The sequence below is a fragment of the Variovorax sp. 770b2 genome, from assembly GCF_900115685.1.
Classification (GTDB): Bacteria; Pseudomonadota; Gammaproteobacteria; order Burkholderiales; family Burkholderiaceae_C; genus Variovorax.
In genome coordinates this window covers 1-25,281 of record NZ_FOXJ01000005.1, presented here as the reverse complement: position 1 = coordinate 25,281, position 25,281 = coordinate 1, and the positions used below count along the sequence as shown (strand labels likewise).

Below are 25,281 nucleotides of genomic sequence, written 5' to 3'. Positions count from 1 at the left end.
GTGTCCCACACACAGGGGCGCGTCCGGCCCGCCCGGTGAGTGGGGCTGTCCCACACGTCACGGGCCCGGGCCAGCACCACACTGTGGCTCCGGTCGCGCACCTCTCGGAGGACGCGCCCCAACCAGGAGCCCGCATGACAACAACAGTTCGTTCCCTTCTTTCCGCCACGGCCCTCTTCGCCGCCAGCGGCTTCATCGTCTTCGGCGCACAGACGGCCAGCGCGCAGGCGCCAGGGTCCAGCGTCCGCATGCAGCAAGAACGCGCGACCTGCGACGGCGTGCAGCAAGACCGCGCGGCGTGCCTGCGCGAAGCAGGCGCCGCGAAACAGGAAGCCGGCCGCGCCGGCCTCACCACGCCGAGCCCGGCACGGGGCCAGGTCAATTCGCTGGCGCGCTGCGCCGAGCAGCCCGCGGCCGACCAGGCCGAATGCGAAGCCCGCATCAAGGGCGGCGCCCGCACCACCACCGAAGGCAGCGTGATGGGCGGCGGCGTGATCCGCGAAACCGTGACGCCCCTGCCGGCGCAGCCCGCGCCGGCGCGTTGATTTGCTGACCACTCCAGAGACCAAGGAGCACATCATGAAAAGCAACACCCGTTCGATCGTCCTCGCCCTGCTCGCCGTTGGCGGCATGGCCGGCGCCACCCTGGCCAACGCACAGAGCGGCCGTGGCGGCATCTACCAGCAAGAGCTTTCGGTCTGCGGCCACAACCAGCAAGACCGCGCAGCCTGCATCCGCGAAGCCGGGGCCGCTCGCCAGGAAGCCGCGCGCGGCGGCCTGACCGGTGCACCGGACTACCGCGCCAATGCGCTCGCACGCTGCGGCCTGCAGCAATCGCCCGGCGACCGCAGGGATTGCGAAGCCCGCGTGCTCGGCGGCGCGGGCAACACCAGCGCCAGTGTCGAAGGCAGCGTGATGGGCGGCGGTGTGATCCGCGAATCGGTCACGACGGTCGTGATGCCGGCGCCGATGCCCATGGACCGCGCGCCCGACCCTGTCATGGCGCCGCGGCCCATGCCGATGCCGGCACCGCTGCGCTGATCGGCGCATACGCCCACGGCCCCGCTTTGCGCGGGTGGCCGGGCGATGTCCTTGCTTGTCACACGACTGTCATAAAACACACAGTCGTGCTAGCTATAGTTCTCGGTCCCTGCCCACCGAGGAACTCTTTCCCATGAATGCCATCAAGGTCGCTCGCCGATTCATAGAAACGGACCCGGCCAACGAATCGGCCAAGATCCTGGCCCAGCTCGTGTTGGCCCTCGAGTCCGAACGCAGCTTCGAGCTGGTCACCCTCTACAGCCTGGACTACAAGAGCTTCGAACTCGCCATGGACATCCTGAAGGAATGGCGCCTGGACCGCTACTACGCCAGCAAGTCCAAACTGTTCGACCTGTCCCTGCAAGTCACCGAACTCGAGAAAAACTGAGGTCCGCGCGGCACCCCCCGCGCGTTCAGACCAGCATCCCGCCCGACACCTCGATGCGCTGGGCATTCACCCAGCGATTCCCCTCCCCGAGCAAGCCCGCGATCGCACCGCCGATGTCATCGGGCTGGCCCGCGCGTCCGAGCGCCGTGAAGCCGGCGACCATCGCGTTCACCTGCGGGTTGTCGCGCACCATGCCGCCGCTGAAGTCGGTCGCGATCGCGCCCGGTGCGATCGTGTTCGCCGCGATGCCGCGCGCGCCCAGTTCCTTGGCGAGGTAGCGCGTGAGCGTTTCCACGGCGCCCTTCATGGCGGCGTAGGCGGATGCACCGGCCATCGAGAACCGGGTCAGCCCCGACGACACGTTGACGATGCGCCCGCCATCGTTGAGGAGCGGCAGCAGCTTCTGCGTGAGGAAGTACGTGCCCTTGAAGTGCACGTTGTAGAGCATGTCGAACTGCGCTTCGGTCGTGTCCTCGAAGTTCGCGTGCAGGCCCACGCCCGCGTTGTTCACCAGGAAGTCGAAGCGCTCGCGCTGCCAGGTGGCCGCGAGCGCCGCCTTCACCGACTCGGCGAACGCGGCGAAGGCCGTGCTGTCGCCGACGTCGAGCTTGAGCGCGACGGCGCGGCGCCCCTTCGCCTCGATCTCCGACACCACCGCCTGCGCGCCGGCTTCGTTCGACACATAGGTCAGGATCACATCGACGCCATCGGCGGCGAGCGCCAGCGCGGCGCTGCGGCCCAGGCCCCGGCTGCCGCCGGTGATGAGTGCGATGCGGGATGGGGTGGTGGTGGAAGCGGTCATTTCAAAGTCCTCGGTGGTTGATCGGTGGATCGATGGGTGGACTTTAAAAATTACCGGCAGAAAGATAAATTCCGCAAAACTACGCACACTGTTATCCGGAAAAGAAACAATCGGCCGCCATGATCACCGACGAACTGCGCATCTTCTCCAAGGTCGCCGAGCTCGCGAGCTTCAGCCGCGCCGCGGACCAGCTCGGCCTGACCCGCGCGCGCGTCTCGGTGGCCGTGCAGCAACTCGAAGAGCGCCTGGGCACGCGGCTCCTGCAGCGCACCACGCGCAGCGTGCGTCTCACGGAAGACGGCGCGCGCTTTCTCGACCGCTGCAAGGACTACCTGGCCGAAGGCGAGCAGCTGGCCACCATGTTCCGCTCGAACACCGGCGGCCTCACGGGGCGCCTGCGCATCGACCTGCCAGCCACCGTGGCGCGCGACCTCGTCATTCCGCGCCTGCCCGAATTCCTTGCGCGGCATCCCGCGCTGGAGATCGGCATCAGCACCACCGACCGCCGCGTCGACCTGGTGAACGAGGGCTTCGACTGCGTGCTGCGCGTGGGCGTGCTGGGCGACTCCGAACTCGTCGCGCGGCCGCTCGGTTTCATGCGGATGGCCAATGCCGCAAGCCCGGCCTACCTGCAGGCACATGGCACGCCCCACACGCTGGCCGACCTCGCGCAGCACCGCATCGTGCACTTCGCGCAGACCCTCTCGCCGAACGACGCGGGTTGGGAATACCTGGACGCGGCCCAGGGCCGCTACCGGATGCAGGCGATGCGCTCCATCGTCACCGTGAACGGCACCGACGCCTACAACACTGCGGCGGTCGCGGGCCTCGGGCTGATCCAGGCGCCGATCGGCGGCCTCGCGCCCTGCTTTGCGGAAGGCTCGCTCGTGCAGGTGATGCCGGCGTTCGGCGCGCGCCCGATGCCGGTGTCGCTGGTGTACGTCAACCGGCGCCAGCTCGCGCCGCGCGTGCTCGCCGTGATGAACTGGCTCACCGAACTCCTCGCACCCTACTTCGTGGAGGACAGCGAACTGGCTATCGCCCCCAGCGCAGCACCAGCGGATCGAGCCGCTTCGCCGTCTCGATCAGCCCGGCGCGCGTCGCGGGGTGCATCGCCGGCAGCGGGTGCCGCGGCGCCTCGCAAGCGATCACGCCGCCCTCCTTCATGAGCGACTTGCAGGCCAGGAGCCCCGCCTGCCGGTTCTCGTAATTGATGAGCGGCAGCCACTGCTGGTACAACGCGAAGGCCTTGTCGCGATCGCCCGCGCGGTGCGCTTCGATGATCGGGCGAATGCCGTCCGGGTAGCCGCCGCCGGTCATCGAACCGGTCGCGCCGGCGTCGAGATCGGGCATGAGCGTGATGGCCTCCTCGCCGTCCCACGGGCCTTCGATGGCGTCGCCGCCCAGGCGGATCAGCTCGCGCAGCTTCGCGGCCGCACCGGCGGTCTCGATCTTGAAATACGCGACGTGCTCGATCTCCTTGGCCATGCGCGCGAGGAACGGCGCCGACAGCACCGTGCCGCTCGCGGGCGCATCCTGGACCATGATCGGAATGCCCACCGCATCCGAGAGCCCTGCATAGAACTCGTAGATCTGCGGCTCGGGCACGCGGAAGGTCGCGCCGTGGTACGGCGGCATCACCATCAGCATCGCGGCGCCCATGTCCTGCGCGCGGCGGCTGCGCTCGGCGCACACCTTGGTGCTGTAGTGCGTGGTGGTCACGATCACCGGCACGCGGCCCTTCACGTGCTCCAGCATCGTGCGTGTGAGCACTTCGCGTTCCTCGTCGGACAGCACGAACTGCTCCGAGAAATTCGCGAGGATGCACAGGCCATCGGAGCCCGCGTCGATCATGAAATCGACGCAGCGCTTCTGGCTCTCCAGGTCGAGCGCGCCCTGCTCGGTGAAGGTGGTCGGCACCACCGGGAAGATGCCGCGGTATCTGGGGGTCATGGTGTGTGATCAGTGTGAATGGCGGGGAACGGCGGAGCCTCTGCAGCCCACCAGAAAGTCGAAGTCGCAGCCTTCGTCGGCCTGCAGCACATGGTTGACGTAGAGCTTCTGGTAGCCGCCGCCGCGCGTGCTCATCGGCTGCGCGTCGGTGCTCGTCAACGAGGCCAGTCGCGATGCGAGTTCTTCGTCGCTGATGTCGAGGTGCAAGCGCCCCGCATCGCAATCGAGTTCGATCCAGTCGCCATCGCGCACCGCTGCCAGCGGCCCGCCGTCGGCGGCTTCGGGCGCAACGTGCAACACCACCGTGCCATACGCCGTGCCGCTCATGCGCGCGTCCGAGATGCGCACCATGTCCTTCACGCCCTGGCGCAGGAGCTTCGGAGGCAGCCCCATGTTGCCCACCTCGGCCATGCCGGGATAGCCCTTGGGGCCACAGTTCTTCAGCACCATCACCGAGCTGGCATCGATGTCCAGCGACTCGTCGACGATGCGCTCCTTGTAGTGCTCCAGGTTCTCGAACACCACGGCGCGGCCGCGGTGCTTGAGCAACTCGGGCGATGCCGCAGAGGGCTTCAGCACCGCGCCGCGCGGCGAGAGATTGCCGCGCAGGATGCGGATGCCGCCGTCGGCGATCAGCGGGTTGTCGAGCGGACGGATCACCTCGTCGTTCAGGCTCGGCGCCTCGCGCACGTTGTCCCAGATCGAATGACCATTGACCGTGAGCGCACCCGGATGCGGCAGCAAGCCGTTCTCGCCGAGGCGTCGCAGCACGGCGGGCAGGCCACCCGCGTAATAGAACTCTTCCATGAGGAAACGCCCCGAGGGCATCAGGTCCACGATGGTCGGCGTGTGGCTGCCGATGCGCGTCCAGTCTTCCAGTTCGAGATCGACGCCGATGCGCCCCGCAATCGCCTTCAGGTGGATCACCGCATTGGTCGATCCGCCGATCGCCGCGTTCACGCGGATCGCATTCTCGAACGCCTCGCGCGTGAGGATCTTCGAGAGCGTGAGCCCTTCCCTGGCCATCTGCACCGCGCGCATGCCCGACATCTGCGCGAGCACATAGCGCCGCGCATCGACCGCCGGAATCGCCGCGTTGTGCGGCAGCGAAGTGCCCAGCGCCTCGGCCATGCAGGCCATCGTGGAGGCCGTGCCCATCGTGTTGCAGGTGCCCGCCGAGCGCGACATGCCACCCTCGGCCGAGAGGAACTGGTGCAGGTTGATCTCGCCCGCCTTCAGCGATTCGTGCAGCTGCCACACGGCGGTGCCCGAGCCGATGTCCTTGCCGTCGAGCTTGCCGTTGAGCATCGGCCCGCCCGTCACCACAATGGCCGGGATGTCGCAGCTCGCCGCGCCCATCAGGAGCGCCGGCGTGGTCTTGTCGCAGCCCGTGAGCAGCACCACCGCATCGACCGGGTTGCCGCGGATCGCCTCCTCCACGTCCATGCTCGCGAGGTTGCGCGTGAGCATCGCGGTCGGACGCAGGTTCGACTCGCCATTCGAGAACACCGGGAACTCGACCGGGAAACCACCCGCCTCCGAGATGCCGCGCTTCACGTGCTCCGCGATCTTGCGGAAGTGCGCGTTGCAGGGCGTGAGCTCCGACCAGGTGTTGCAGATGCCCACGATCGGCCGCCCGTCGAATTCGTGGTCCGGAATGCCCTGGTTCTTCATCCAGCTGCGGTACATGAAACCGTTCTTGTCGGCCGAGCCGAACCATTCGGTCGAGCGCAGTTTCTTCGGAGGGGTGTCCGGCATGCGAGAGTGTCCTGAGAGAAAAGGAGAAAGTCAGCGGCGTGGCGCGCGCGAGGTGAAAAAGCGTTGCAGCAGGCAGAACACGAAGAGCAGCGCGCCCACGACGATGCGCGTCCACCACGAGCTCAGCGTGCCGTCGAAGGAGATCAGCGTCTGGATGATCCCGAGCATCAGCACGCCGAAGAGCGTGCCCGCCACGTAGCCCACGCCGCCGGTGAGCAGCGTGCCGCCGATCACCACCGCCGCGATGGCATCGAGCTCCAGCCCGAGCGCATGCAGGCCGTAGCCCGAGAGCATGTAGAAGGTGAAGATCACGCCCGCCAGCGCCGAGCAGAAGCCCGAGAGCGTGTACACGCCCACGAGCGTGCGCCGCACCGGCAGGCCCATCAGCATCGCCGAATGCTCGCTGCCGCCGATGGCATACACCGCGCGGCCGAAGGGCGTGCAGTGCGCGATGAACACCGCGGCCAGCAGCACCACGATGGCGATCACCGCGCTGATCGAGACCGAGGCCTCGCCCCAGACCGGAATGCGGATCTGCGAGACCTCCGAATAGAACCCGTTGGTGATGCTGATCGAGTCGATGCTGATGAGGTAGCAGAGCCCGCGCGCGAGGAACATGCCCGCGAGCGTGACGATGAAAGGCTGCAGCCGGAAGCGCTCGATGAGCAGGCCCATGAATGCGCCGAACGCGGTGCCCATCGCCAGCACCAGCGGAATCACGATCGCCGGGCTCCACCCGTGCTTCTCGACCAGCGAAGCCGAAACCATCGTCGTGAGCGCGATCACCGAGCCCACCGAGAGATCGATGCCGCCCGAAAGAATCACGAAGGTCATGCCGACCGCGACGACGATCAGGAAGGCGTTGTCGATCAGCAGGTTGAGAAACACCTGCGCCGAGAAGAACCCGTCGTAGAACACCGAGCCCAGCGTCGCCATCAGCACGAACAGCGAGATGGTTGCCGTCAAAGGCAGGTACTTCGGATTGAGCCCCCTCTTGCCCGCTCTCCCGCGCGCGGGAGCGGGTTGGGATGAAGGTGCTGCGGCCGTCTCGATCACCGCGCTCATGCCCGTCCCCCTTCATGCGCTGGCCGCTGAACGAGCGACCGCACCTGGGCCCTGAACTCCGGCGACTGCAGCAGCATCACCACGAACACCACCACCGCCTTCACCACGAGGTTGATCTCGGGCGGCACGCCCAGCGAGTAGATCGCATAGGTCAGCGTCTGGATGATCAGCGCGCCGATCACGCTGCCCATGAGGCTGAAGCGCCCGCCGGTCAGTGCCGTGCCGCCGAGCGTGACCGCGAGGATCGCATCGAGCTCCAGCAATTGGCCGGCGTTGTTGCCGTCCGCGCTCTTCACGTTCGAGCTGATCAGGAGGCCCGCCACGCCGGCGCATACGCCGCAGAACGCATACGCGCCGACGACCAGCCGCCGCGCCTGGATGCCCGCCACGCGCGCCGCCGTCGGGTTGATGCCCACCGCCTGGATGAAGAGCCCGAGCGCCGTGCGCGTGATCGCGAGATACAGCAGCACGAACACCGCCGCCACGATGAACAGCGAGAACGGAAGGCCCATCAGGTAGCCGCTGCCCAGGAAGAAGAAGGGCTTGTAGTAGATCGTGATGATCTGCCCGTCCGCAACCAGTTGCGCGATGCCACGCCCCGCCACCATGAGGATCAGCGTCGCGATGATCGGCTGCATGCCGACCTTCGCGACCAGGAGGCCGTTCCAGAGGCCGCACAGCAGCGCGGCGCCGATGGCCGCGAGGATCGCGAGCGGCATCGGGAAGCGGCTCACGTCGCTGGAGACCGAGCCGCCGATCATCCAGGCCGCAACCGACGCCGCGATGGCCACCACCGCACCCACCGAGATGTCGATGCCGCGCGTGGCGATCACCAGCGTCATGCCCAGCGAGACCAGCACGAGCGGCGCGGCGCGGTTCAGGATGTCGATCAGGCTGCCGTAGAGATGGCCTTCGCGCCATTCGAGGTGCAGGAAGCTCCCGTTGAACGCGGTGTTGATCGCGAGCAGCAAAAGCAATGTGACGATGGGCCAGGCGAGGCGGTGGCTCATGAGGGAGGAGAGGCGGTTCATGCGGCGGCAATCATTTCGTAGACCTCGTCCTCAGTCGAACCGCCCGGCAGTTCGCCCACTTTCTGCCGGTCGCGCAAGACCACGATGCGATGCGCGACGCGCACCACCTCGCTCATCTCCGACGAGATGAAGATCACCGCCATGCCCGCACGCGCGAGCCGGAGGATCTCTTCCATGATTTCCTGCTTGGCCGCGACGTCGATGCCGCGCGTGGGCTCGTCCAGGATCAGGAGGCGCGGCTCGGTTGCGAGCCAGCGCGCGATCATGGCCTTCTGCTGGTTGCCGCCCGAGAGCAGGCCGATGGGGGTTTCGACGCTCGCTGTCTTGATGCCCAGCGACGCGACAAAGCGCTCGGCCATCGCGGTCTGCTCGGCGTGCGACAGAAATTTCCGCGTGCCCAGGCGGGCCTGCAATGCCAACGCGATGTTCTCGCGCACGGACAACTCAGCCACGATGCCGTCTGTCTTGCGCTCTTCAGGGCACAGCGCCAAGCCTTCGCGGATCGCATCGGCCGGATTCGAAAAGCTGACCGAGCGGCCGTCGATCTTCAGCACGCCACGGTCGGGCGATTCGAGACCGAACAACAGGCGCGCAAGCTCGGTGCGCCCCGCGCCGAGCAGCCCCGCGATGCCGACGACTTCGCCGGCACGCACGCGCAGATCGGTCGCCTGCAACTGTCCCGCTTGCCCCAGCCCTTCGGTCTGCAGCAGGGCGGACGCGGATTCATCGAATGCGGGAAGCGCGGCAGGTCGCGCAGATTGCGCCGCCAGCTCGCGCCCCAGCATCGCGGCGATCAACGCCTGCGGGCCGAGGTCCGAAGCCTTCCATTCGCCCACCCAGTTGCCGTTGCGCAAAACCGTGATGCGGTCCGACACCGCGTACATCTGGTTGAGAAAGTGCGTCACGAAGACGATCGCGAGCCCTTCGCCGCGCAATCGTCGAAGCACCTCGAACAGCTTCTCGACTTCGTCGTCGTCCAGGCTCGATGTCGGCTCGTCGAGGATCAGCACCTTCGAGGACACGCCGAGCGCACGTGCGATCGCCACCATCTGCTGCACCGCGACCGAGTAGCTCGACAGCAAGCGCGTCACGTCGATGTCCAGCCCGATGCGCGCGAGCAATTCCTCCGCCCGGCGGTTCACCGCCGCCCAGTCGATGCGAAAGCCCTGCATCGCGCCGCAGCGCGGATAGCGCCCCGCGAACACGTTCTCCGCCACCGAAAGGTTCGGGCACAGGTTCACTTCCTGGTAGACCGTGCTGATGCCCAGCTTCTGCGCCTCCAGCGGCGAGCCGGGCCGGATGGCCCGCCCATCGAGAAACATCTCGCCGCCGCTCGAAGGCAGCACGCCCGTCAGCACCTTGATCAGCGTGGACTTGCCCGCGCCGTTCTGCCCCATCAGCGCGTGGATCTCGCCGGGGTAGAGCTTCAGCTGCACGTCGTTCAGCACGGAGATGCCGCCGAACTGCTTGTGGATGCCCCGCAGTTCCAGCACGGGGGTGGCGGTGCTGCCGGTCATGCGTTCACTTGTTCTTGTTGTAGACGTCGATGAACACCGCCGCCAGCAGTACCAGTCCCTTGATGACCTGCTGGTAGTCGATGCCGATGCCCAGGATCGACATGCCGTTGTTCATCACGCCCATGATGAAGGCGCCGATCACCGCGCCCATCACCCGGCCCACGCCGCCCGAGGCCGAGGCGCCGCCGATGAAGCAGGCCGCGATCACGTCGAGCTCGAAACCCAGACCGGCCTTGGGCGTGGCCGTGTTCAGGCGCGCCGCGAACACGAGGCCCGCCAATGCGGCCAGCGCGCCCATGTTCACGAAGGTGAGGAACGCCAGGCGCTGCGTCTTCACGCCCGACAGCCGCGCCGCCTTCTCGTTGCCGCCCAGCGCATAGATGCGCCGGCCGATGGTGGTGCGGTTGGTGACGAAGTCGTACACCACGATCAGCACCGCCATCACCACCAGCACGTTGGGCAGGCCCTTGTAGGTGGAGAGCAGGTAGCTGAAGAAAAGAATGATCGCTGCGAAGAACAGGTTCTTCACGAGGAAGAAGGCATAGGGCTCCTGCTCCATGCCGTGCGCCTTGAGCTTGGCGCGGCCGCGCAGCTTGAAGAACACCAGCGCCGCGGCCGCGAGCACGCCCACGACCAGCGAGGTGGTGCGCAAGGTGTCGCCGCCCAGCGGATCGGGAATGAAGCCCGAACTCAAGCGCTGGAACTCCACCGGAAACGGCCCCACCGACTGCCCGGCCAGCAGCGCCAGCGTGAGCCCCTTGAACACCAGCATGCCCGCGAGCGTGACGATGAACGACGGGATCTTGCGGAACGCGACGAACCAGCCCTGCGCGGCGCCGATCACCGCACCGGCCGCGATGCTCACGATGGCCGTCGGCACGAAATGCCATTCGTACTCCACCATCAGCACCGCCGCGAGCGCGCCGATGAAGCCGCACACCGAGCCCACCGACAGGTCGATGTGCCCCGCCACGATCACCAGCAGCATGCCCAGCGCCATGATGACGACATAGCTGTTCTGCAGCAGCAGGTTGGTGAGGTTCAGCGGCCGCAGGAGCGTGCCGTCGGTCAGCACCTGGAACAGCACCATGATCGCGACCAGCGAGATCAGCATGCCGTATTCGCGCAGGTTGTTCTTCAGGAAGCCCACGTGGAGCTTCGCAGCGACCGGGGTCGCGGGTGCGGCGCCCTGCACCGCGTTGGCTTCAGGCTGCGACATGGACGGAACTCCCCGCACTGACGATCGCATGCATGATGCGCTCCTGCGAAGCCTCGGCCGCCGTGAACTCGGCCACGAAGCGCCCCTCGTTCATCACATAGATGCGGTCGCACATGCCGAGCAACTCCGGCAGTTCGGAAGAAATCATGAGAATGCCTTTGCCCTCGCTCGCGAGCTGGTCGATGATGGTGTAGATCTCGTACTTGGCGCCCACGTCGATGCCGCGCGTGGGTTCGTCCAGGATCAGCAGTTCGGGCTTGGTGAAGAGCCACTTGCTCAGCACCACCTTCTGCTGGTTGCCGCCCGACAGATTGACCACCAGCTGCTCGACGCCCGAGCAGCGGATGTTCAGTGCCTTCCTGTAGTCGTTGGCCACCTTGAACTCGCGGCCGTCGTCGATCACCGAGCGCTCGGAAATCGCATCGAGGTTCGCAAGGCTGATGTTCTTGCGGATGCCCTCCTCCAGCACCAGCCCGAGGCCCTTGCGGTCTTCGGTGACGTAGGCGATGCCGTGGTCGATGGCCTTGCGCACCGTGCTCACGTCCACCGGCTTGCCGTGCATGAGCACCGAGCCGCTGATGCGCTGGCCGTAGGACTTGCCGAACACGCTCATCGCCAGTTCGGTGCGGCCCGCGCCCATGAGGCCCGCGATGCCGACGATCTCGCCCTGGCGCACGTGCAGGTTCACGCCCTTGATCTGCTCGCGGTCGGCGTGCAGCGCGTGGTGCACGCGCCAGTCGCGCACCTCCAGCACCGTTTCGCCGATCTTCGGCGAGCGCTGCGGGTAGCGGTGTTCCATGTCGCGGCCCACCATGCCGCGGATGATGCGGTCCTCGCTGATCGGGTCGCTGCGGCAATCGATGGTCTCCACCGTCGCGCCATCGCGCAGCACGGTGATCGAGTCGGCCACCTTGGCGATCTCGTTGAGCTTGTGCGAGATGAGGATCGACGCGATGCCTTGGCGCTTGAGTTCGAGCAAAAGCATCAGCAGCGCATCGCTGTCGTTCTCGTTCAGGCTGGCGGTGGGCTCGTCGAGGATCAGGAGCTTCACCTCTTTCGCGAGCGCCTTGGCGATCTCCACCAGCTGCTGCTTGCCGACGCCCAGGTCGGTCACCAGCGTCGTGGGCAGTTCCTTCAGGCCCACTTTCGCGAGCAGCTCGCGCGTCTTTGCATAGGCGGCGAACCAGTCGATCACGCCGCCGGTGGCGATCTCGTTGCCGAGAAACAGGTTCTCGGCAATCGAGAGCAGCGGCACCAGCGCGAGCTCCTGGTGGATGATGATGATGCCCAGCTTCTCGCTGTCGGCAATGCCCTTGAAGCGGCGCAGCTCGCCCTCGAAATGGATCTCGCCGGTGTACGAATCGCACGGGTACACGCCGCTCAGCACCTTCATGAGCGTGGACTTGCCCGCGCCGTTCTCGCCGACGACCGCGTGGATCTCCCCCGCGCGCACGGCGAGGTTGACGTTGCTCAGGGCCTTCACCCCGGGGAACGTCTTGGTGATCCCGCGCATCTCGAGGATCGTGCGTTCGTCTGCGCTCACCGTGCTCGCCTCGTTCACTTGACCTGGCTTTCCTTGTAGTAGCCGCTGTCCACCAGCACCTGCTTCCAGTTCGAGGCGTCCACGCTCACGGGCTTCAGCAGGTACGAGGGCACGACCTTGATGCCGTTGTTGTAGGTCTTGGTGTCATTCACCTCGGGCGTCTTGCCCGAGAGCATGGCGTCGACCATCGCCACCGTCACCTTGGCCAGCTCGCGCGTGTCCTTGAACACGGTGGAGGTCTGTTCCTTGCGCAGGATCGACTTGACCGAAGGCACCTCGGCGTCCTGGCCCGACACGATGGGCATGGCCTGCGAGCCCGAGCCGTAGCCCACGCCCTTGAGCGACGACAGGATGCCGATCGAAAGACCGTCGTAGGGCGACAGCACCGCATCCACGCGGTCCTTCGTGTAGTAGGCCGACAGCAGGTTGTCCATGCGGGCCTGCGCCACGGCGCCGTCCCAGCGCAGCGTGCCGACCTTGTCCATGCCCATCTGCTTGCTGCGCACCACCAGCTTGCCGCTCTTGATGTACGGATCGAGCACCGACATCGCGCCGTTGTAGAAGAAGAAGGCGTTGTTGTCGTCGGGCGAGCCGCCGAAGAGTTCGACGTTGAACGGGCCCTTGCCGCTCTTCAGGCCCAGCGCCGATTCGATCGATTGCGCCTGCAGCACGCCGACCTGGAAGTTGTCGAAGGTGGCGTAGTAGTCGACGTTCTTGGAGCCCTTGATCAGCCGGTCGTACGCGATGACCTTCACACCCTTGTCGGCCGCCTTCTGCAGCACGTCGGACAGCGTGGTGCCGTCGATGGCGGCGATCACCAGTACCTTCGATCCCTTGGTCACCATGTTCTCGATCTGCGCGAGCTGGTTCGGAATGTCGTCGTCCGCGTACTGCAGGTCGGTCTTGTAGCCCTTGTCCTTGAAGTACTTGGCCATGTTCGCGCCGTCGGCGATCCAGCGCGCCGACGACTTGGTGGGCATCGAGATGGCGATCAGGCCCTTGTCCTGCGCGTTGGCAAGCGGCGTGAAGCCGACGACGGCGAAGGCGAGGCCCGCGAGCGAGGCCTTGAGGAAGTTGCGTTTCATGTGTGAGTGCTCTTCTTAGTACTTGCGGTTCGGGAATTCCTTGGCGGCGACTTCCATCGGGAAGATGCCCTCTTCGGTGACGATGCGCTTGGGCAGCGTCTTGCCGGCCTTGATGTCTTTCACCGCCTGCATGAGCTGCGGCCCGAGCAGCGGGCTGCATTCCACCGACACGTTCAGCTTGCCGGCGATCATGGCTTCGAAGGCGCCCTTCACCCCATCGATCGAGATGACGGTGATGTCCTTGGCGGGCTTCAGGCCCGCCTCTTCGATCGCCTGGATCGCGCCGATGGCCATGTCGTCGTTGTGCGCGTAGAGCACGTTGATCTTCTTGCCCTCGGCCTTGAGGAACGCTTCCATCACTTCCTTGCCCTTGGCGCGCGTGAAGTCGCCGGTCTGCGAGCGGATGATCTTGAACTTCGGGTCGGCCTTGATGATTTCCTCGAAGCCCTTCTTGCGGTCGATGGCCGGTGCCGAGCCCACGGTGCCCTGCAGCTCGACGATGTTCACCTCGCCCTTCTGGTCCTTCATCTTCTCGGTGAGCCAGCGGCCGGCCTTGCGGCCTTCCTCGGTGAAGTCCGAGCCCATGAAGGTCACGTAGAGCGTGTCGTCCTTGGTGTTGACCGAGCGGTCGGTCAGCACCACCGGGATCTTGGCGGCCTTGGCTTCGCGCAGCACGGTTTCCCAGCCCGACTCGACCACCGGCGAGAACGCGATCACGTCCACCTTCTGCGCGATGTACGAGCGGATCGCCTTGATCTGGTTCTCTTGCTTTTGCTGCGCGTCGGAGAACTTGAGCTCGATGCCCGCCTCCTTGGCCGAGGACTTGATCGACTCGGTGTTGGCGGTGCGCCATTCGCTCTCGGCGCCCACCTGGGCGAAGCCGAGCACGAGTTTCTTCTGCGCGAACGCGGAAGCGGGCAGCAGGCTGCCCAGGGACGCTGCGGCGAGCGCGATGTTGAGGGTGCGGCGATTCATGGTCATGGCTGTCTCCTTCTTGATGAGTCTGTGGTTGTGTTGTCGATAAGCGATGAAACCCCGTCCGGTCAGGCCAGCATGTAGCCGGTCTTGACCGTCGTGTAGAACTCCGCGGCGTGGCGCCCTTGTTCGCGCGGCCCGTAGCCCGACCCCTTGCGGCCGCCGAAGGGCACGTGGAAGTCCACCCCCGCGGTCGGCAGATTGACCATCGTCATGCCGACCACGGCATGGCGCCTGAAATGCATCGCGTGCTTGAGCGAGTTGGTGCAGATGCCCGCGCACAGGCCGAAGGGCGTGTCGTTGCACAGCGCCAGCGCCTGGTCGTAGTCGTCGGCGCGCAGCACGCAGGCCAGCGGCCCGAAGATCTCCTCGCGCGCGATGCGGTGCGAGGGCTTCGCGAGGAACAGCGCAGGGCTCATGTAGTGGCCGGGCGTCGAGCGCTCCAGCGCTTCGCCGCCCCACACATGCTCGGCGCCTTCTTCGCGCGCGATGTCGACCCACGCGAGGTTCATCGCAAGGCGCTCCTCGTTGGCCACCGGGCCGATGTCGATGCCGCGCTCCAGCGCGTGGCCGATCTTCAGCATCTTCAGGCGCTGGCGCAGCTTGGCCACGAAGGCGTCGTGCACCGCGGCCTCGACGATGAGCCGGCTCGACGCCGTGCAGCGCTGGCCCGTGGAGAAGTACGCGCCCTGCACCGCGCAATCGACCGCGCGGTCCAGGTCGGCATCGGCCAGCACCACGAGCGCGTTCTTGCCACCGGTCTCCAGTTGCACCTTGGCGCGGCGGGTGGCCGCGGCCTGCAGCACGCGCTCGCCGTTGGCGGCCGAGCCGGTGAAGCTCAGCGCATCGACCAGCGCGCTGTCGACCAGCGCCTGACCCACTTCGCGGCCGCTGCCCATCACGAGGTTGAAGGCGCCCGCCGGCAGGCCGGCGCGGCTGATGATCTCGGCCAGCGCCCCGCCGCAGGCCGGCACCAGCTCGGCCGGCTTGAACACCACGCTGTTGCCATGGGCCAGCGCGGGCGCGATCTTCCAGGCGGGAATCACGAAGGGCGCGTTCCACGGCGTGATGAGCCCGACCACGCCGACCGGCTCGCGCGTCACGTCGACCTGCACGCCGGCGCGCACAGACGCCACGTTCTCTGCGCCGCCACCCCGCAGCGCCTCGCCCGCGAAGAACTTGAAGACCTGCCCCGCGCGCGCCGTCTCGGCCACGGCCTCGGGCAATGTCTTGCCTTCCTCGCGCGCCAGCAGGAGGCCCAGCTCGTCCTTGCGCGCGATCAGCTCGCCGCCGATGCGGTCGAGCACGTCGGCGCGGCGCTGCGGGGTGCTGTGGCTCCAGTGCGGGAAGGCCTCGGTGGCCGCGCGGATGGCGGCCTCGGCCTGACGGCGGTCAGCGCGTGCGTACTCGGCGACCACCTCGCTGGTGTCCGACGGATTGGCACTCACACCGGTGGTCGCGCTGGTTTCCCAGCGGCCATTGATGTACTGCCGCACGTTCTGATGGATCTCGCCGTGGATCACGAAGGCGCCGACCTTGTCTCTTTGTTTGAATTGCCGCGAGTCTAGGAACAGAATTGATATCGATCCAATCGTTTTTTCGACAAAATGCATATCGATCACCGGATTCTGGAAAACCCGATCAGCCCTTAGTTCCCACAGGCCATGACCAACTACAACCACTGGTTTATTCGCGCGCGGCTCAAGACGCGGCAGCTGCTCTTGCTGGTCGCGCTGGCCGAGGAAGGCAACATCCACCGCGCGGCGCAGGTGCTCAACATGACGCAGCCCGCCGCGTCGAAATTGCTCAAGGACCTGGAAGACGTGCTGGAGGTGCCGCTGTTCGACCGCCTGCCGCGCGGCATGCGGCCCACCTGGTACGGCGAGACGATGATCCGCCACGCCCGCGTGGCGCTCGCGAGCCTGAACCAGGCGCACGACGAGCTCACCGCGCTGAAGGCCGGGCGCTTCGGCCATGTGAGCGTGGGCGCCATCACCGCGCCGGGGCTGGCGCTGCTGCCGCCGGCCGTCGCGATGGTCAAGCGCGAGCAGCCGGACCTGCGCGTGTCACTGGAAATCGAAACGAGCCCGGTGCTGATCGAACGGCTCGAGCAGGGCAAGCTCGATATCCTCGTGGCCCGGCTCTTCGCCGAGCACGACAAGTCGCAGCTGCGCTACGAGGCGCTGAGCGAGGAGCCGGTGTGCGCGCTGGTGCGCCCGGGCCACCCCATGCTCGGCGAGAGCGGCCTCACGCTGCGCGACGTGGTCGGCGCCGGCTGGATCGTGCCGCCCGCGGGCAGCGTGCTGCGCCACCGCTTCGAGCTGATGTTCCAGGAGGAGGGGCTCGCGCCGCCGACCAACACGATCGAGAGCTCGGCCCTGCTCTTCATCACCCGCATGCTGCAGCAGAGCGACATGGTCGCCGTGCTCGCGACCGACGTGGCGCGCTACTACGCGGCGCACGGCATCGTGTCGCTGCTGCCGCTGGACATGCCCTGCCACATGGACCAGTTCGGCATCATCACGCGCACCGACCGGCTGCTGTCGCCCGCGGCGCGGGTGATGATGAAGGCGCTCAAGACCGCCAGCATGAGCGTCTACGGACGCAAGCTGGAGATGGACTGACCTGACGGGCGTCTCAGCGGAATGCCGCGGCACCGGCTTTGCCGGGCCGCTGGCATTGCCCCCGGCGAGGGGGTTGGAGAAGCGACACGAAGTGCGCGAAGCCTGGGGGAGCGCCTATTCAGGTCCAGCCGGCGTCCACCGTGAACTCCTGCGCGGTGCACATCTTCGCGTCGTCGGACGCGAGGAACAGCACCATGCGCGCGATGTCCTCGGGCATCAATTTGTCGGGCAGGCACTGGTTGCGCTTGAGCGCCTGCTCGCCCTCCTCGTCGAGCCAGAGCTTCACCTGCCGCTCGGTCATCACCCAGCCCGGCGACACCGTGTTGATGCGGATGCGATCCTTGCCCAGGTCCACCGCGAGCCCGCGCGTGAGCCCGTTCACCGACGACTTCGCGATCGCATAGCAGGGATAGCCCGAGCCCTTCGTCTGCCAGCCCGTGGAGCCGAGGTTGACCACCGAGCCGAAGCCCAGCCGCTTCATGCCGGGCACCACGGATTGAATCGCGAACAGCGCCGGCCGCTCGTTGATCGCCATGCGGTTGTCGTAGTAATCGGGCGTGACCGATTCGAGCGTGTGGCGGTCGTCGCTCGCCACGTTGTTGACCAGCACCGCGAAGTCGCCGAGCGCGGCGGCCGCATCGGCGATGGCGCCTTGCAGCGCGCCGATGTCGCGCACGTCGCAGGCGCGCCACCACGGCGCGTCGTGGCCGTCTGCGACGATCTGCTGCGCGAGCGCGGCGCTGGCGCTTTCGGCGATGTCGACGAAGGCCACCCGCGCGCCCTGCGCGGCGAAAGCGGCGACGATGGCCGCCCCGATGCCGCTGCCGCCGCCGGTGACGAACACGGTGCGGCCTTTCAGGCTCGGATGGATCGAGAGTTGGGGGGAATTCAAGGAGGGTCTCCAGTGAGATGGAAAAGTGACATTGCAAAATGCATATCGATCTATTCCATATTGTTTGATTTCAATTATCAATATGCCTTGATACGATCCGCCGCGTCAAGGAGACATGACAAGGAAAACGATGACCCGCTACACCGCACCCTCGATCGAGGGCACCCCCGAATGCATCTGGCCCGCCGAGGCGAACCTCGGCGAGGGCACGCTCTGGTCAGAGCGCGAGCAAGCGCTCTACTGGATCGACATCCTCACGCCGCGCCTGTTCTGGTTTCGCCCGTCCGACGGCGCGCGCCGGGCCTGGCAGTTCGATGAGGAGATCACCGCGATCTCCGAACGCGCGAATGCGCCGGGCCTCGTCCTCACGCTGCGCCGCGGCTTCGCGCTCTTCGACACGACGCAACTGCCGGGCGCCGGCGCCCAGCCGCGCTACCTGCACCAGCCCGAACCCGAACGCACGAACAACCGCTTCAACGACGGCAAGTGCGACAGCCGCGGCCGCTTCTGGGGCGGCAGCATGGACTTCGACTGCAAGGCTCCCACCGGCGCGCTCTACCGCTACGACGCCGACGGCCACTGCACGAAGCACGACGACGGCTTCGAGGTGACCAACGGGCCCACGTGGTCGGCCGACGGCCGCACCATGTACTTCAACAACACGGTGCTCAACAACCTGTACGCCTACGACTTCGACATGGAAGCCGGCACGGTGTCGAACCGCCGCGTGTGGCACCGTTTCCCCAAGCCGGACGGCTTGCCCGACGGCATGACCACCGACGCGGCCGGACGCCTGTGGATCGCGCACTGGGACGGCGCCTGCGTCACCTGCCACGACCCGGTGACCGCGGCGGAACTCGCACGCATCACGCTGCCCGCGAGCAACGTCACCGACTGCGCGTTCGGCGGCGCGGACATGCAGACGCTCTACATCACGACCGCGCGCAACGGCCGCACCGAAGAACAGTTGAAGAACGAGCCGCTGGCCGGCGGCCTCTTCGCGGTACGCATCGGCAGCCCCGGCGTGCCCGCCGCCCTGTTCGCTGGCTGAGCCCCGACCACCGTTCGGGCTGAGCTTGTCGAAGCCTCACGCAGCGCTTCGACAAGCTCCGCGTGAACGGGGGTTCATTGAGCTTCTTGCGGGTACTCAGCCGACGCTGAAGCGGTGTTCCGTCGTGCTCGCGAACACCTCGCCCGGCCGCAGCACGGTCGACGGAAAGCCCGGCTGGTTCGGCGAATCCGGGCAGTGCTGCGTCTCCAGGCAGAGGCCATCGCCCTGGCGCAGGCTCGCACCCTGCGACCCCATGAGGCTGCCGTCGAGGAAGTTGCCCGAATAGAACTGCACGCCGGGCTCGGTGGTGTGCACTTCCATCACGCGGCCCGAGGCTTCGTGCGCGACGCGCGCCGCCAGTGCGAGGCCATCGCCATTGCGCTCGCCGTCGAGAATCCAGTTGTGGTCGTAGCCATGCGCGCGCAGCAGTTGCTCGTGCCCCGCGCGAATGCGTTCGCCGATGCGCACCGGCGTGCGGAAATCGAAAGGCGTCGCATCCACCTCGGCCGTGCCGAGCGGAATCAGCTGCGCATCGACCGGGCAGAAGCGGCTCGCGGGCAGCGTCAACCGGTGGTCCATCACATCGCCGCTGCCAGCGAGGTTGAAGTAGTCGTGGTGGCTCAGGTTCAGCACCGTCGGCTTGTCGGTCTCGGCGCGGTAGTCGATGCGCCATGTGTTCTGCGTCGCCGAGAGCGTGTAGCGCACCGTGAGCTGCACTTCTCCCGGGTAGCCCTCTTCGCCATCGGCGCTCGTGTAGCGCAGCTCGATGGCGATGTCGCCCCGCGCGTCTTCCGCGGACACCGGCGCGATCTCCCAGAAGCGCGTGCCGAAACCCTTCGGCCCGCCGTGCAGCGAATTCTCGCCGTCGTTCAAGCCCACCTGATGTGCGACGCCATCGAGCGTGAAGCGCCCCGCAGCGATGCGGTTCGCATAGCGGCCGACGATGGTGCCGAAATGCGGATGCGGCTTCAGGTAGTCGTCGAGCGACGGCAGGCCCAACACGATGTTCGCGCCCTGCCCGTGCCGGTCGGGCACATGCAATGCGGTGACGATGCCGCCGTGGTTGATCGCACACAGGCGCAGGCCGCGCCCGTTGTCCAGGGTGTATTCGGTCACCGCGCGCCCATCGGGCATGCGGCCGTATTCACATGAAGTGATGCTGCTCATTCGGCTCCAGAGGTTGGCGGAAACAACGCTTCCAGCGCGCACTTCGATGCGGTGTGCAGGCCGATGCGGTCCGTGAGGTCGTGGTAGGTGGGTGGCTCGGCCGCATGGGTCTTCACCTCGATGCGGTGCCCCGCCTTCGCCACCGCATCGCCGAAGCGCTGCTGCAGGGCGAAGGGCGTGTTCCTGTCGTCGCGGTTGCCGATCAGCACGATGCGCCGCGCCGGGTCGCGCACGATGCCGTTCACATGGTCCAGCGGATCGTAGAACTGCGTGCTGCCCGTGGTGTCGGTGCGCCCGTCCCTGGACATGCCCAGCATGCGCGCCCGTTCGAGCAGCCCGTAGGCGCCGGAGGTCAGCACCGCGCAGGCCACGCGCGTGCGGCCCATCGTGAGCAGTGCGGCGCCCGCGGTCGCGCCGCCGCTGTGGCCCAGGATCACGATGCGCTGCAACTGGTGGCGCTGCATGAGCGCATCGAGCGCCGCATCCAGCGCGTGGAACTCCACGGGCTCGCGGCGCCTGCGGTGGTCGCCCGACGAGCCGTAGGTGCCGGGCCGCGCCATGAAGATCCACGGCACGCCCGCGCGGTCGCGGCTGCGCTGCGCATCGAGCGTGCGCAGCGCCTCGGTGTTGCCGGGAATGCGCGTGGGCGGCTGGTCCATCACGCTGTCGCGGTCGCCGGAGAACTGCACGATGGCCACGCGCGCGCCATCGATCTCGTCGCTCGCGAAATAACGGATGCACGCCGGGCCTTCGACAGCCTGCACCCAGAGGTAGCCGCGGCGGTCGGGGCAGTTGGCGCGCACGGCCGGCTGGTTCCAGTGCAGCACCGCATCGTCGGCGGCCACTGCGGGTGCGCGCAGGTCCGCGCCAGCTCGCTGCGCGCAGGCGGCCTGCATCAGCGCGAGCAGCACGAACGCAAGGCGCCGGTGCCACCGCAGGACGGGGATGAGAAACCGGGCCGTCACAGCTTCTTCAACAGCGAAGGAATGGTGCCGAAGTCCGAGCGGTCGCGGTCGCCCTTCACCAGCAGCAGGTCGCCGTCGCGCAGGTACTCGCCCAGGTAGAGGGTCAGTTCCGCCGCGTCGTCGAAATGCGGGCCGAGCAGGCTCACCGGCACTTCTTCGCGCAGCCAGCGCATCTCGTCGCCGTGCGTCACCAGATGCGCGATGCCCGAGGCCAGCAGCGGCTCGGCCAGCCCGCGGTGCATCGCCTCGGCCTGTTCGCCCAGGTTGACGATGCGCCCGAGCACGCCGACCTTGCGTGCGACCGGCGCGTTGCCGGGGCCGCGGTAGCTGCGCACGAAGCTCATCGCGTTGCGCATCGACATGACCTCGGCGTTCCAGCTGTCGTCGACCAGCGTGACCAGCGCGCCGCTGCGGGTGCGCAGCGGCTCCACCTGCATCACCGAGGCGGGCAGCCGCACGTGGGGCATGCGCGCGCTGGCCTCCTCGGCGTCGAAGCCCATCGCCACGATCGCGGCGAAGGCCAGCGCCGAGTTGCGCACCAGCCCGATGCTGGCCACCGGGAACAGGTACTCGTGGATTCGCCCCTTGAACGAAAGCCGCACGCGGCAGCCCGAGGACTCGGGGCGCGCATCGAGCAGGCGGATGTTGTCGTTCGGCCCGGTGCCCACGGTCCACACCTTGGCGGCCGTGCGCATCGCGGCCTTCACCACCTTCGCCATGTAGGGAATGTGCGCGCTCACGACGGCGATGCCGCCGGGCTCCAGCCCGAGGAAGGCGCGCGACTTGTACTCGGCCGTCTTCTCCAGCGTGTCGGTCTTGGTGGTCTGCGAGAGGCCCACCTCGGTGAGGATCGCCACGTGCGGACGCGCCTCCAGCGAGATCGGTCCGCGGTCCATCCACAGCGCGCTCTGCGCCATCTCCAGGATGCACACGTCCACGTCGGCGCCCAGGCTGGCCATGGCGCCGGGCACGCCGACGCGCGAGTTGTTGTTCTCCACCGTGGTGAGCACGCGCGCGCCCGGCGGCAGCAGGTCGCGCACCATCGCGATGGTGGACGACTTGCCCACCGTGCCGGTGACGCCCACCACCAGCCCCTTGTAGCGCGCCCGCGCGGCCGCGCCGAGCGAGAGCAGCGCGCGGATCGGGTCGGGCACCTGCAGCAGCGGAAAGTCCGGCGGCAATCCTTCGACCGCGTGCTGCACGATCGCGCCCGCGCACTGGGTGTGCAGGCGCTGCAGGTCGTCGTGCTGGTCCCACTCTTCGGGCGCGCGGCTGAAGTTCTCGTGCGCGGCCAGCGTGCGGTAGTCCGATGCGACGAACAGCGCCGGCCCCGGCCGCACCTTCAGGTGCATCGGAAGGCGCACCACCGACTGCACCGACCAGCCCGCGGGCGGCGGCACCAGCCACTGGCCGCCGGTGATCTGCGCGAGCTGCCCGGCCGTCCACACCGGCCCGGGTTCGCGGCTCGCGCCCGGCAGGTTGACCGAGAGCACCGGCGCGCGGGTCTCGGGCAGCGGCGCCGGCACGCCGGGCATGCGCAGGCCGCACCACACGGGAAGCCGCCGCGGCCCGGGCAGCTCGGGTGCGCCGCGCAGGCGCACTTCGAGCTGCAGCACGTCGCTCTCCATCTGGCGCGAGAGCGGCGGCCGAAGGCCGTAGCGGTCGCGGTAGATGCGCCCGGGCGTCCAGCGGCTGGTCGGCCACATCCAGTCGCAGGGGTCGTGGTCCATGCCCTCGCCCCAGGCCGGCATGGTCTTGCTGCGCACGGGCAGCGCGCGGAACTGCAATCGCAGGTCGGCCTCGACCGGCGCATCGACCGTCCAGAACGACTCGACCCACAGCAGCTGGCGGCCGAACACCTGGTTGGGCGTGCAGCGCATGCCCACCAGGCGCAGCGGGCCGATCTTCAACGGCGCCATGGCCGCGTCCGCGGGCACGGCATCGACGACCCAGCCGGGCCTTGCGGTGCGCAAGGGCGGCGAGGCGGGGCGAGCCGCCGCCGCTTCGGACGTCGCCGGTTGCAGCGGCTGCTGCGGCAGCACCTCCCGCACGGGCGGCGCCAGGTGCAGCACGCAGCCGCCCTCCGGCGTGGGAAAGACCTGCGTGCCCAGCGCGTGGCATTGGGCGGCGAAGTGTTCGCTCGCGGCGCGGGCGCGATCGCCTTCGTAGGGTTCGGAGAAACCGAAGTCCACGCGAATGGGCGTGAACTGAACCCGCTCGACGCCGTGCGCATGGAGCGTGAGCGAGAAGATGCCTGCGTTCCACTCATCGCCGCGCATCGCGTCGAACAGCAGGTCGCCCGCGTCGTGGATGATCGGCCGTCCGCGGTAGATCTCGATGCCCTGCAGCACGTGCGCCGAGGTGCCCAGGATGGCGTCGGCGCCCGCATCGACGATCGCGTGGCCCACGGCGATTTCGGCGCGCGAGGGCACGGTCTCCAGGTTGTCGCCCCAGTGCACCGCCACCAGCACCACGTCGGCCTCTGCGCGTGCCCGCGCGATGCGCGGCGCGAGCGTCGCGGTCCATTCGGCGGGGTCGGCCAGCGACAGGTAGGCGCCACCCGGATGCCAGGCCGTGGCCGCGAACCTGGGCTGCGTGGCATCGAGCGAGAACAGCGCCACGCGCACCTCGCCGGCGCGGGCCATCACCGGTTGCAGCGCCGCCTCCAGGTCGGGCCCGGTGCCCGCCGAGCCGATGCCCGCGGCGTCCAGCAGCGTCTTCTGTTCCAGCAGGGCCTGCGAGCCGTAGTCGCCGCTGTGGTTGTTGGCGGTGCTCACCAGGTCGATGCGCGCGGCGGTCAGCACGTCGATCATCTCGGGGCGAGCGCGGTAGTAGTAGGCACCGGTCTCGTCCTTGTCGGCGCCCTGCTCGCCGGTGGTCGCGACCACGCATTCGAGGTTGGCGATGCGAAGGTCCGCATCGCGCAGCGCGGCGATGTTTCCCAGCATCGCCTGCGGTCCGCCCAGCTCGGCCACCCGGTAGTGCTGGCGCCGGCCCAGGTTCACGTCACCGCCCCAGGCGACCACGCCGCGCGGGCCCGCTGCGGCGGCCGTTTCCGCGGCACCGGCTTCCGCCTGCTGCGCCTCGCGCTTCCGCAGCAGCCGGTGGTACGCCACGTAGCCCGAGAGGTAGTGCTCCACGTCGTCGATGCGCACCCTGAAGCTGTGGTGCTTGATGAAGAACGAACCGGCCACGCGGTCGGGGTTGCGAAAGAACATCGCCAGCTCGGGCCAGAAGTGGCCGTTGGCCAGATACCGCGCGCGGTGCTCCAGCGCGCGGTCGAACTTCTCGCGGTCCAGGCCCTCCAGCAGCGGGCGCAGCGCCGGGTCGGCCTCGATGCGCAGCACCATCTCGCGCGCGGCCATCATCAACTCCAGCAGCGTCGGGAAGGTGGTGATGCGCTCCAGCACGAAGTCCAGGTAACCGGCCACGTTCTGCAGCCCGAAGCGGTAGTAGCGCGTCTCGGGCCGGTAGCGCGTGAGCTCGTTCACGCAGTAGCTCAGCCAGTGGTCGTGCGCCTCCCAGTGCCTGGCGGCGATGAAATGGTCGAAGGCTTTTTCCACCACCGCGAGCCAGCGCTCGTCGCGCGTGAGCCCATAGAGGCGCATCAGCCCGAAGGCGGCCTCGCCGTCGTAGTAGATGACGCGGAACGCATCCTTGATGTCCAGCTTGGGGAAATTGAGCACGTGCACGAAGCGCCCGCTCTTCTGGTCCTGCATGGCGCGGATGCCGAGCGCGAGCTGCTCCATGAGGGTCATGTACTGCCGGTCGCCGGTGAGCTCGGTGTACTTCACCAGCGCGAGCAGGCAGACCGCATTGCCGCCGAGCTTGACCTCGTTGCCCACGTCCACCAGCAGCGCCGCCTGTGTGCCGTCGGGCAGCGGCACCTGGCGGATCAGGCGCTGCGTGAGGATGCCCAGCGAGCGGTCGATGGCCGCCTTCTGCGTGGCGCTGCGCGTGAGCTCCCAGGCCTCCAGCATCGCGTAGGTGGTGCTGGCGTGGCGCAGGGTGTTGTAGGTGGGGATGGCGCGGTCGAAGCAGGGAAACCAGCCGTAGTGGAATTCGCCGGTGGGCTTGACCTGTTCGGCCAGGTAGTCGCTCGCCGAATCGATCAGCTGGCGGACCTGCCGCGCGTTCCAGTGGTCCAGCCGGCGGTAGCCCGCGGCCTGCCCTTCGGCGGTGATCGGCCAGGCGCCCTCTGCATC

General features: G+C 67.7%; 20 protein-coding genes and 1 pseudogene. 6 read left to right on the top strand and 15 right to left on the bottom strand.

Features of this window, described 5'->3' with window-relative positions; all coding sequences use genetic code 11:
• The first annotated feature begins 134 nt into the window (after positions 1 to 134).
• From BM133_RS24090 to BM133_RS24080, 3 genes are all read left to right on the top strand, one after another.
• The gene (locus tag BM133_RS24090) at positions 135 to 545 is read left to right on the top strand and encodes a hypothetical protein (protein ID WP_093439454.1); all 411 of its coding nucleotides are present in this window, start codon (positions 135 to 137) and stop codon (positions 543 to 545) included.
• Between the two features lie 34 nt (positions 546 to 579).
• Positions 580 to 1,041 carry a hypothetical protein gene (locus BM133_RS24085; RefSeq protein ID WP_093439452.1) on the top strand — a complete coding sequence of 154 codons (462 nt, stop codon included), beginning with the start codon at positions 580 to 582 and terminating at the stop codon, positions 1,039 to 1,041.
• Positions 1,042 to 1,174: 133 nt separating this feature from the next.
• Entirely contained in the window at positions 1,175 to 1,429 is a 255-nt protein-coding gene (locus BM133_RS24080; protein ID WP_013539587.1) for a hypothetical protein, read from the top strand.
• A gap of 25 nt (positions 1,430 to 1,454) precedes the next feature.
• Here the strand turns inward: BM133_RS24080 and BM133_RS24075 are convergent, their stop codons facing one another.
• The gene (locus BM133_RS24075; protein ID WP_093439449.1) at positions 1,455 to 2,231 is read right to left on the bottom strand and encodes an SDR family NAD(P)-dependent oxidoreductase; all 777 of its coding nucleotides are present in this window, start codon (positions 2,229 to 2,231) and stop codon (positions 1,455 to 1,457) included.
• Between the two features lie 119 nt (positions 2,232 to 2,350).
• Here BM133_RS24075 and BM133_RS24070 point away from each other — a divergent pair.
• Positions 2,351 to 3,223, top strand: a pseudogene (locus tag BM133_RS24070) (LysR family transcriptional regulator); the annotation flags it as partial.
• A gap of 43 nt (positions 3,224 to 3,266) precedes the next feature.
• Here BM133_RS24070 and BM133_RS24065 read toward each other — a convergent pair.
• The 10 genes from BM133_RS24065 to BM133_RS24020 form a co-directional block, all read right to left on the bottom strand.
• A complete protein-coding gene (locus tag BM133_RS24065; RefSeq protein WP_093439447.1) occupies positions 3,267 to 4,184 on the bottom strand; it encodes a dihydrodipicolinate synthase family protein in 918 nt (305 codons plus the stop codon).
• A 9-nt stretch (positions 4,185 to 4,193) separates the two neighbouring features.
• A complete protein-coding gene (locus tag BM133_RS24060) occupies positions 4,194 to 5,942 on the bottom strand; it encodes an IlvD/Edd family dehydratase (protein WP_093439444.1) in 1,749 nt (582 codons plus the stop codon).
• Between the two features lie 30 nt (positions 5,943 to 5,972).
• Positions 5,973 to 7,007 carry a galactofuranose ABC transporter, permease protein YjfF gene (gene yjfF / locus BM133_RS24055; protein WP_093439442.1) on the bottom strand — a complete coding sequence of 345 codons (1,035 nt, stop codon included), beginning with the start codon at positions 7,005 to 7,007 and terminating at the stop codon, positions 5,973 to 5,975.
• Positions 7,004 to 8,038: an ABC transporter permease gene (locus BM133_RS24050; RefSeq protein WP_093439439.1), complete on the bottom strand. Its 1,035-nt coding sequence runs from the start codon at positions 8,036 to 8,038 to the stop codon at positions 7,004 to 7,006. Before BM133_RS24050 ends, yjfF begins: the two co-directional genes overlap by 4 nt.
• Positions 8,035 to 9,555: a sugar ABC transporter ATP-binding protein gene (locus BM133_RS24045; protein ID WP_093439437.1), complete on the bottom strand. Its 1,521-nt coding sequence runs from the start codon at positions 9,553 to 9,555 to the stop codon at positions 8,035 to 8,037. The genes BM133_RS24050 and BM133_RS24045 overlap by 4 nt, the downstream gene beginning before the upstream one ends.
• Positions 9,556 to 9,559: 4 nt before the next feature.
• Positions 9,560 to 10,774, bottom strand: coding sequence for a multiple monosaccharide ABC transporter permease (mmsB, locus tag BM133_RS24040; RefSeq protein WP_093439434.1), 1,215 nt, complete (start codon positions 10,772 to 10,774; stop codon positions 9,560 to 9,562).
• Positions 10,761 to 12,287 carry a multiple monosaccharide ABC transporter ATP-binding protein gene (gene mmsA, locus BM133_RS24035; protein WP_093440358.1) on the bottom strand — a complete coding sequence of 509 codons (1,527 nt, stop codon included), beginning with the start codon at positions 12,285 to 12,287 and terminating at the stop codon, positions 10,761 to 10,763. The genes mmsB and mmsA overlap by 14 nt, the downstream gene beginning before the upstream one ends.
• A gap of 44 nt (positions 12,288 to 12,331) precedes the next feature.
• On the bottom strand, positions 12,332 to 13,402 hold the full coding sequence (chvE, locus tag BM133_RS24030) for a multiple monosaccharide ABC transporter substrate-binding protein (RefSeq protein ID WP_093439430.1): 1,071 nt from the start codon (positions 13,400 to 13,402) through the stop codon (positions 12,332 to 12,334).
• Positions 13,403 to 13,417: 15 nt separating this feature from the next.
• A complete protein-coding gene (locus BM133_RS24025; RefSeq protein WP_093439428.1) occupies positions 13,418 to 14,383 on the bottom strand; it encodes an ABC transporter substrate-binding protein in 966 nt (321 codons plus the stop codon).
• Positions 14,384 to 14,445: 62 nt separating this feature from the next.
• Entirely contained in the window at positions 14,446 to 15,900 is a 1,455-nt protein-coding gene (locus tag BM133_RS24020) for an aldehyde dehydrogenase family protein (protein WP_093439425.1), read from the bottom strand.
• Between the two features lie 141 nt (positions 15,901 to 16,041).
• Between BM133_RS24020 and BM133_RS24015 the strand changes: the two genes are divergently transcribed.
• The gene (locus BM133_RS24015) at positions 16,042 to 17,001 is read left to right on the top strand and encodes a LysR family transcriptional regulator (protein WP_093439423.1); all 960 of its coding nucleotides are present in this window, start codon (positions 16,042 to 16,044) and stop codon (positions 16,999 to 17,001) included.
• 118 nt (positions 17,002 to 17,119) lie between these two features.
• On the opposite strand, the gene BM133_RS24010 is transcribed toward BM133_RS24015, so the two are convergent.
• Positions 17,120 to 17,893 (bottom strand): SDR family NAD(P)-dependent oxidoreductase, encoded by a 774-nt coding sequence (locus BM133_RS24010; RefSeq protein WP_093439420.1) that lies wholly within the window; start codon positions 17,891 to 17,893, stop codon positions 17,120 to 17,122.
• A 130-nt stretch (positions 17,894 to 18,023) separates the two neighbouring features.
• On the opposite strand from BM133_RS24010, the gene BM133_RS24005 reads away from it, so the two are divergent.
• Positions 18,024 to 18,944 carry an SMP-30/gluconolactonase/LRE family protein gene (locus BM133_RS24005; RefSeq protein ID WP_093439417.1) on the top strand — a complete coding sequence of 307 codons (921 nt, stop codon included), beginning with the start codon at positions 18,024 to 18,026 and terminating at the stop codon, positions 18,942 to 18,944.
• Between the two features lie 96 nt (positions 18,945 to 19,040).
• Here BM133_RS24005 and BM133_RS24000 read toward each other — a convergent pair whose 3' ends face one another.
• The 3 genes from BM133_RS24000 to BM133_RS23990 form a co-directional block, all read right to left on the bottom strand.
• A complete protein-coding gene (locus BM133_RS24000) occupies positions 19,041 to 20,111 on the bottom strand; it encodes an aldose epimerase family protein (protein ID WP_093439414.1) in 1,071 nt (356 codons plus the stop codon).
• A complete protein-coding gene (locus tag BM133_RS23995) occupies positions 20,108 to 21,076 on the bottom strand; it encodes an alpha/beta hydrolase family protein (protein ID WP_256219339.1) in 969 nt (322 codons plus the stop codon). Before BM133_RS23995 ends, BM133_RS24000 begins: the two co-directional genes overlap by 4 nt.
• Positions 21,073 to 25,281, bottom strand: a 4,209-nt coding sequence (locus tag BM133_RS23990) for a CapA family protein (protein ID WP_093439411.1), incomplete at its 5' end; no start/stop codon positions are given. The genes BM133_RS23990 and BM133_RS23995, both read right to left, overlap by 4 nt.

Coding starts and splice junctions, on each gene's coding strand:
- BM133_RS24075 (WP_093439449.1), bottom strand. CDS start 2,231: ATGACCGCTTCCACCACCACCCCATCCCGCATCGCACTCATCACCGGC.
- BM133_RS24080 (WP_013539587.1), top strand. CDS start 1,175: ATGAATGCCATCAAGGTCGCTCGCCGATTCATAGAAACGGACCCGGCC.
- chvE (WP_093439430.1), bottom strand. CDS start 13,402: ATGAAACGCAACTTCCTCAAGGCCTCGCTCGCGGGCCTCGCCTTCGCC.
- BM133_RS24090 (WP_093439454.1), top strand. CDS start 135: ATGACAACAACAGTTCGTTCCCTTCTTTCCGCCACGGCCCTCTTCGCC.
- yjfF (WP_093439442.1), bottom strand. CDS start 7,007: ATGAGCGCGGTGATCGAGACGGCCGCAGCACCTTCATCCCAACCCGCT.
- mmsB (WP_093439434.1), bottom strand. CDS start 10,774: ATGTCGCAGCCTGAAGCCAACGCGGTGCAGGGCGCCGCACCCGCGACC.
- BM133_RS24060 (WP_093439444.1), bottom strand. CDS start 5,942: ATGCCGGACACCCCTCCGAAGAAACTGCGCTCGACCGAATGGTTCGGC.
- mmsA (WP_093440358.1), bottom strand. CDS start 12,287: ATGCGCGGGATCACCAAGACGTTCCCCGGGGTGAAGGCCCTGAGCAAC.
- BM133_RS24015 (WP_093439423.1), top strand. CDS start 16,042: ATGACCAACTACAACCACTGGTTTATTCGCGCGCGGCTCAAGACGCGG.
- BM133_RS24050 (WP_093439439.1), bottom strand. CDS start 8,038: ATGAACCGCCTCTCCTCCCTCATGAGCCACCGCCTCGCCTGGCCCATC.
- BM133_RS24065 (WP_093439447.1), bottom strand. CDS start 4,184: ATGACCCCCAGATACCGCGGCATCTTCCCGGTGGTGCCGACCACCTTC.
- BM133_RS24005 (WP_093439417.1), top strand. CDS start 18,024: ATGACCCGCTACACCGCACCCTCGATCGAGGGCACCCCCGAATGCATC.
- BM133_RS24085 (WP_093439452.1), top strand. CDS start 580: ATGAAAAGCAACACCCGTTCGATCGTCCTCGCCCTGCTCGCCGTTGGC.
- BM133_RS24045 (WP_093439437.1), bottom strand. CDS start 9,555: ATGACCGGCAGCACCGCCACCCCCGTGCTGGAACTGCGGGGCATCCAC.
- BM133_RS24000 (WP_093439414.1), bottom strand. CDS start 20,111: ATGAGCAGCATCACTTCATGTGAATACGGCCGCATGCCCGATGGGCGC.
- BM133_RS24025 (WP_093439428.1), bottom strand. CDS start 14,383: ATGACCATGAATCGCCGCACCCTCAACATCGCGCTCGCCGCAGCGTCC.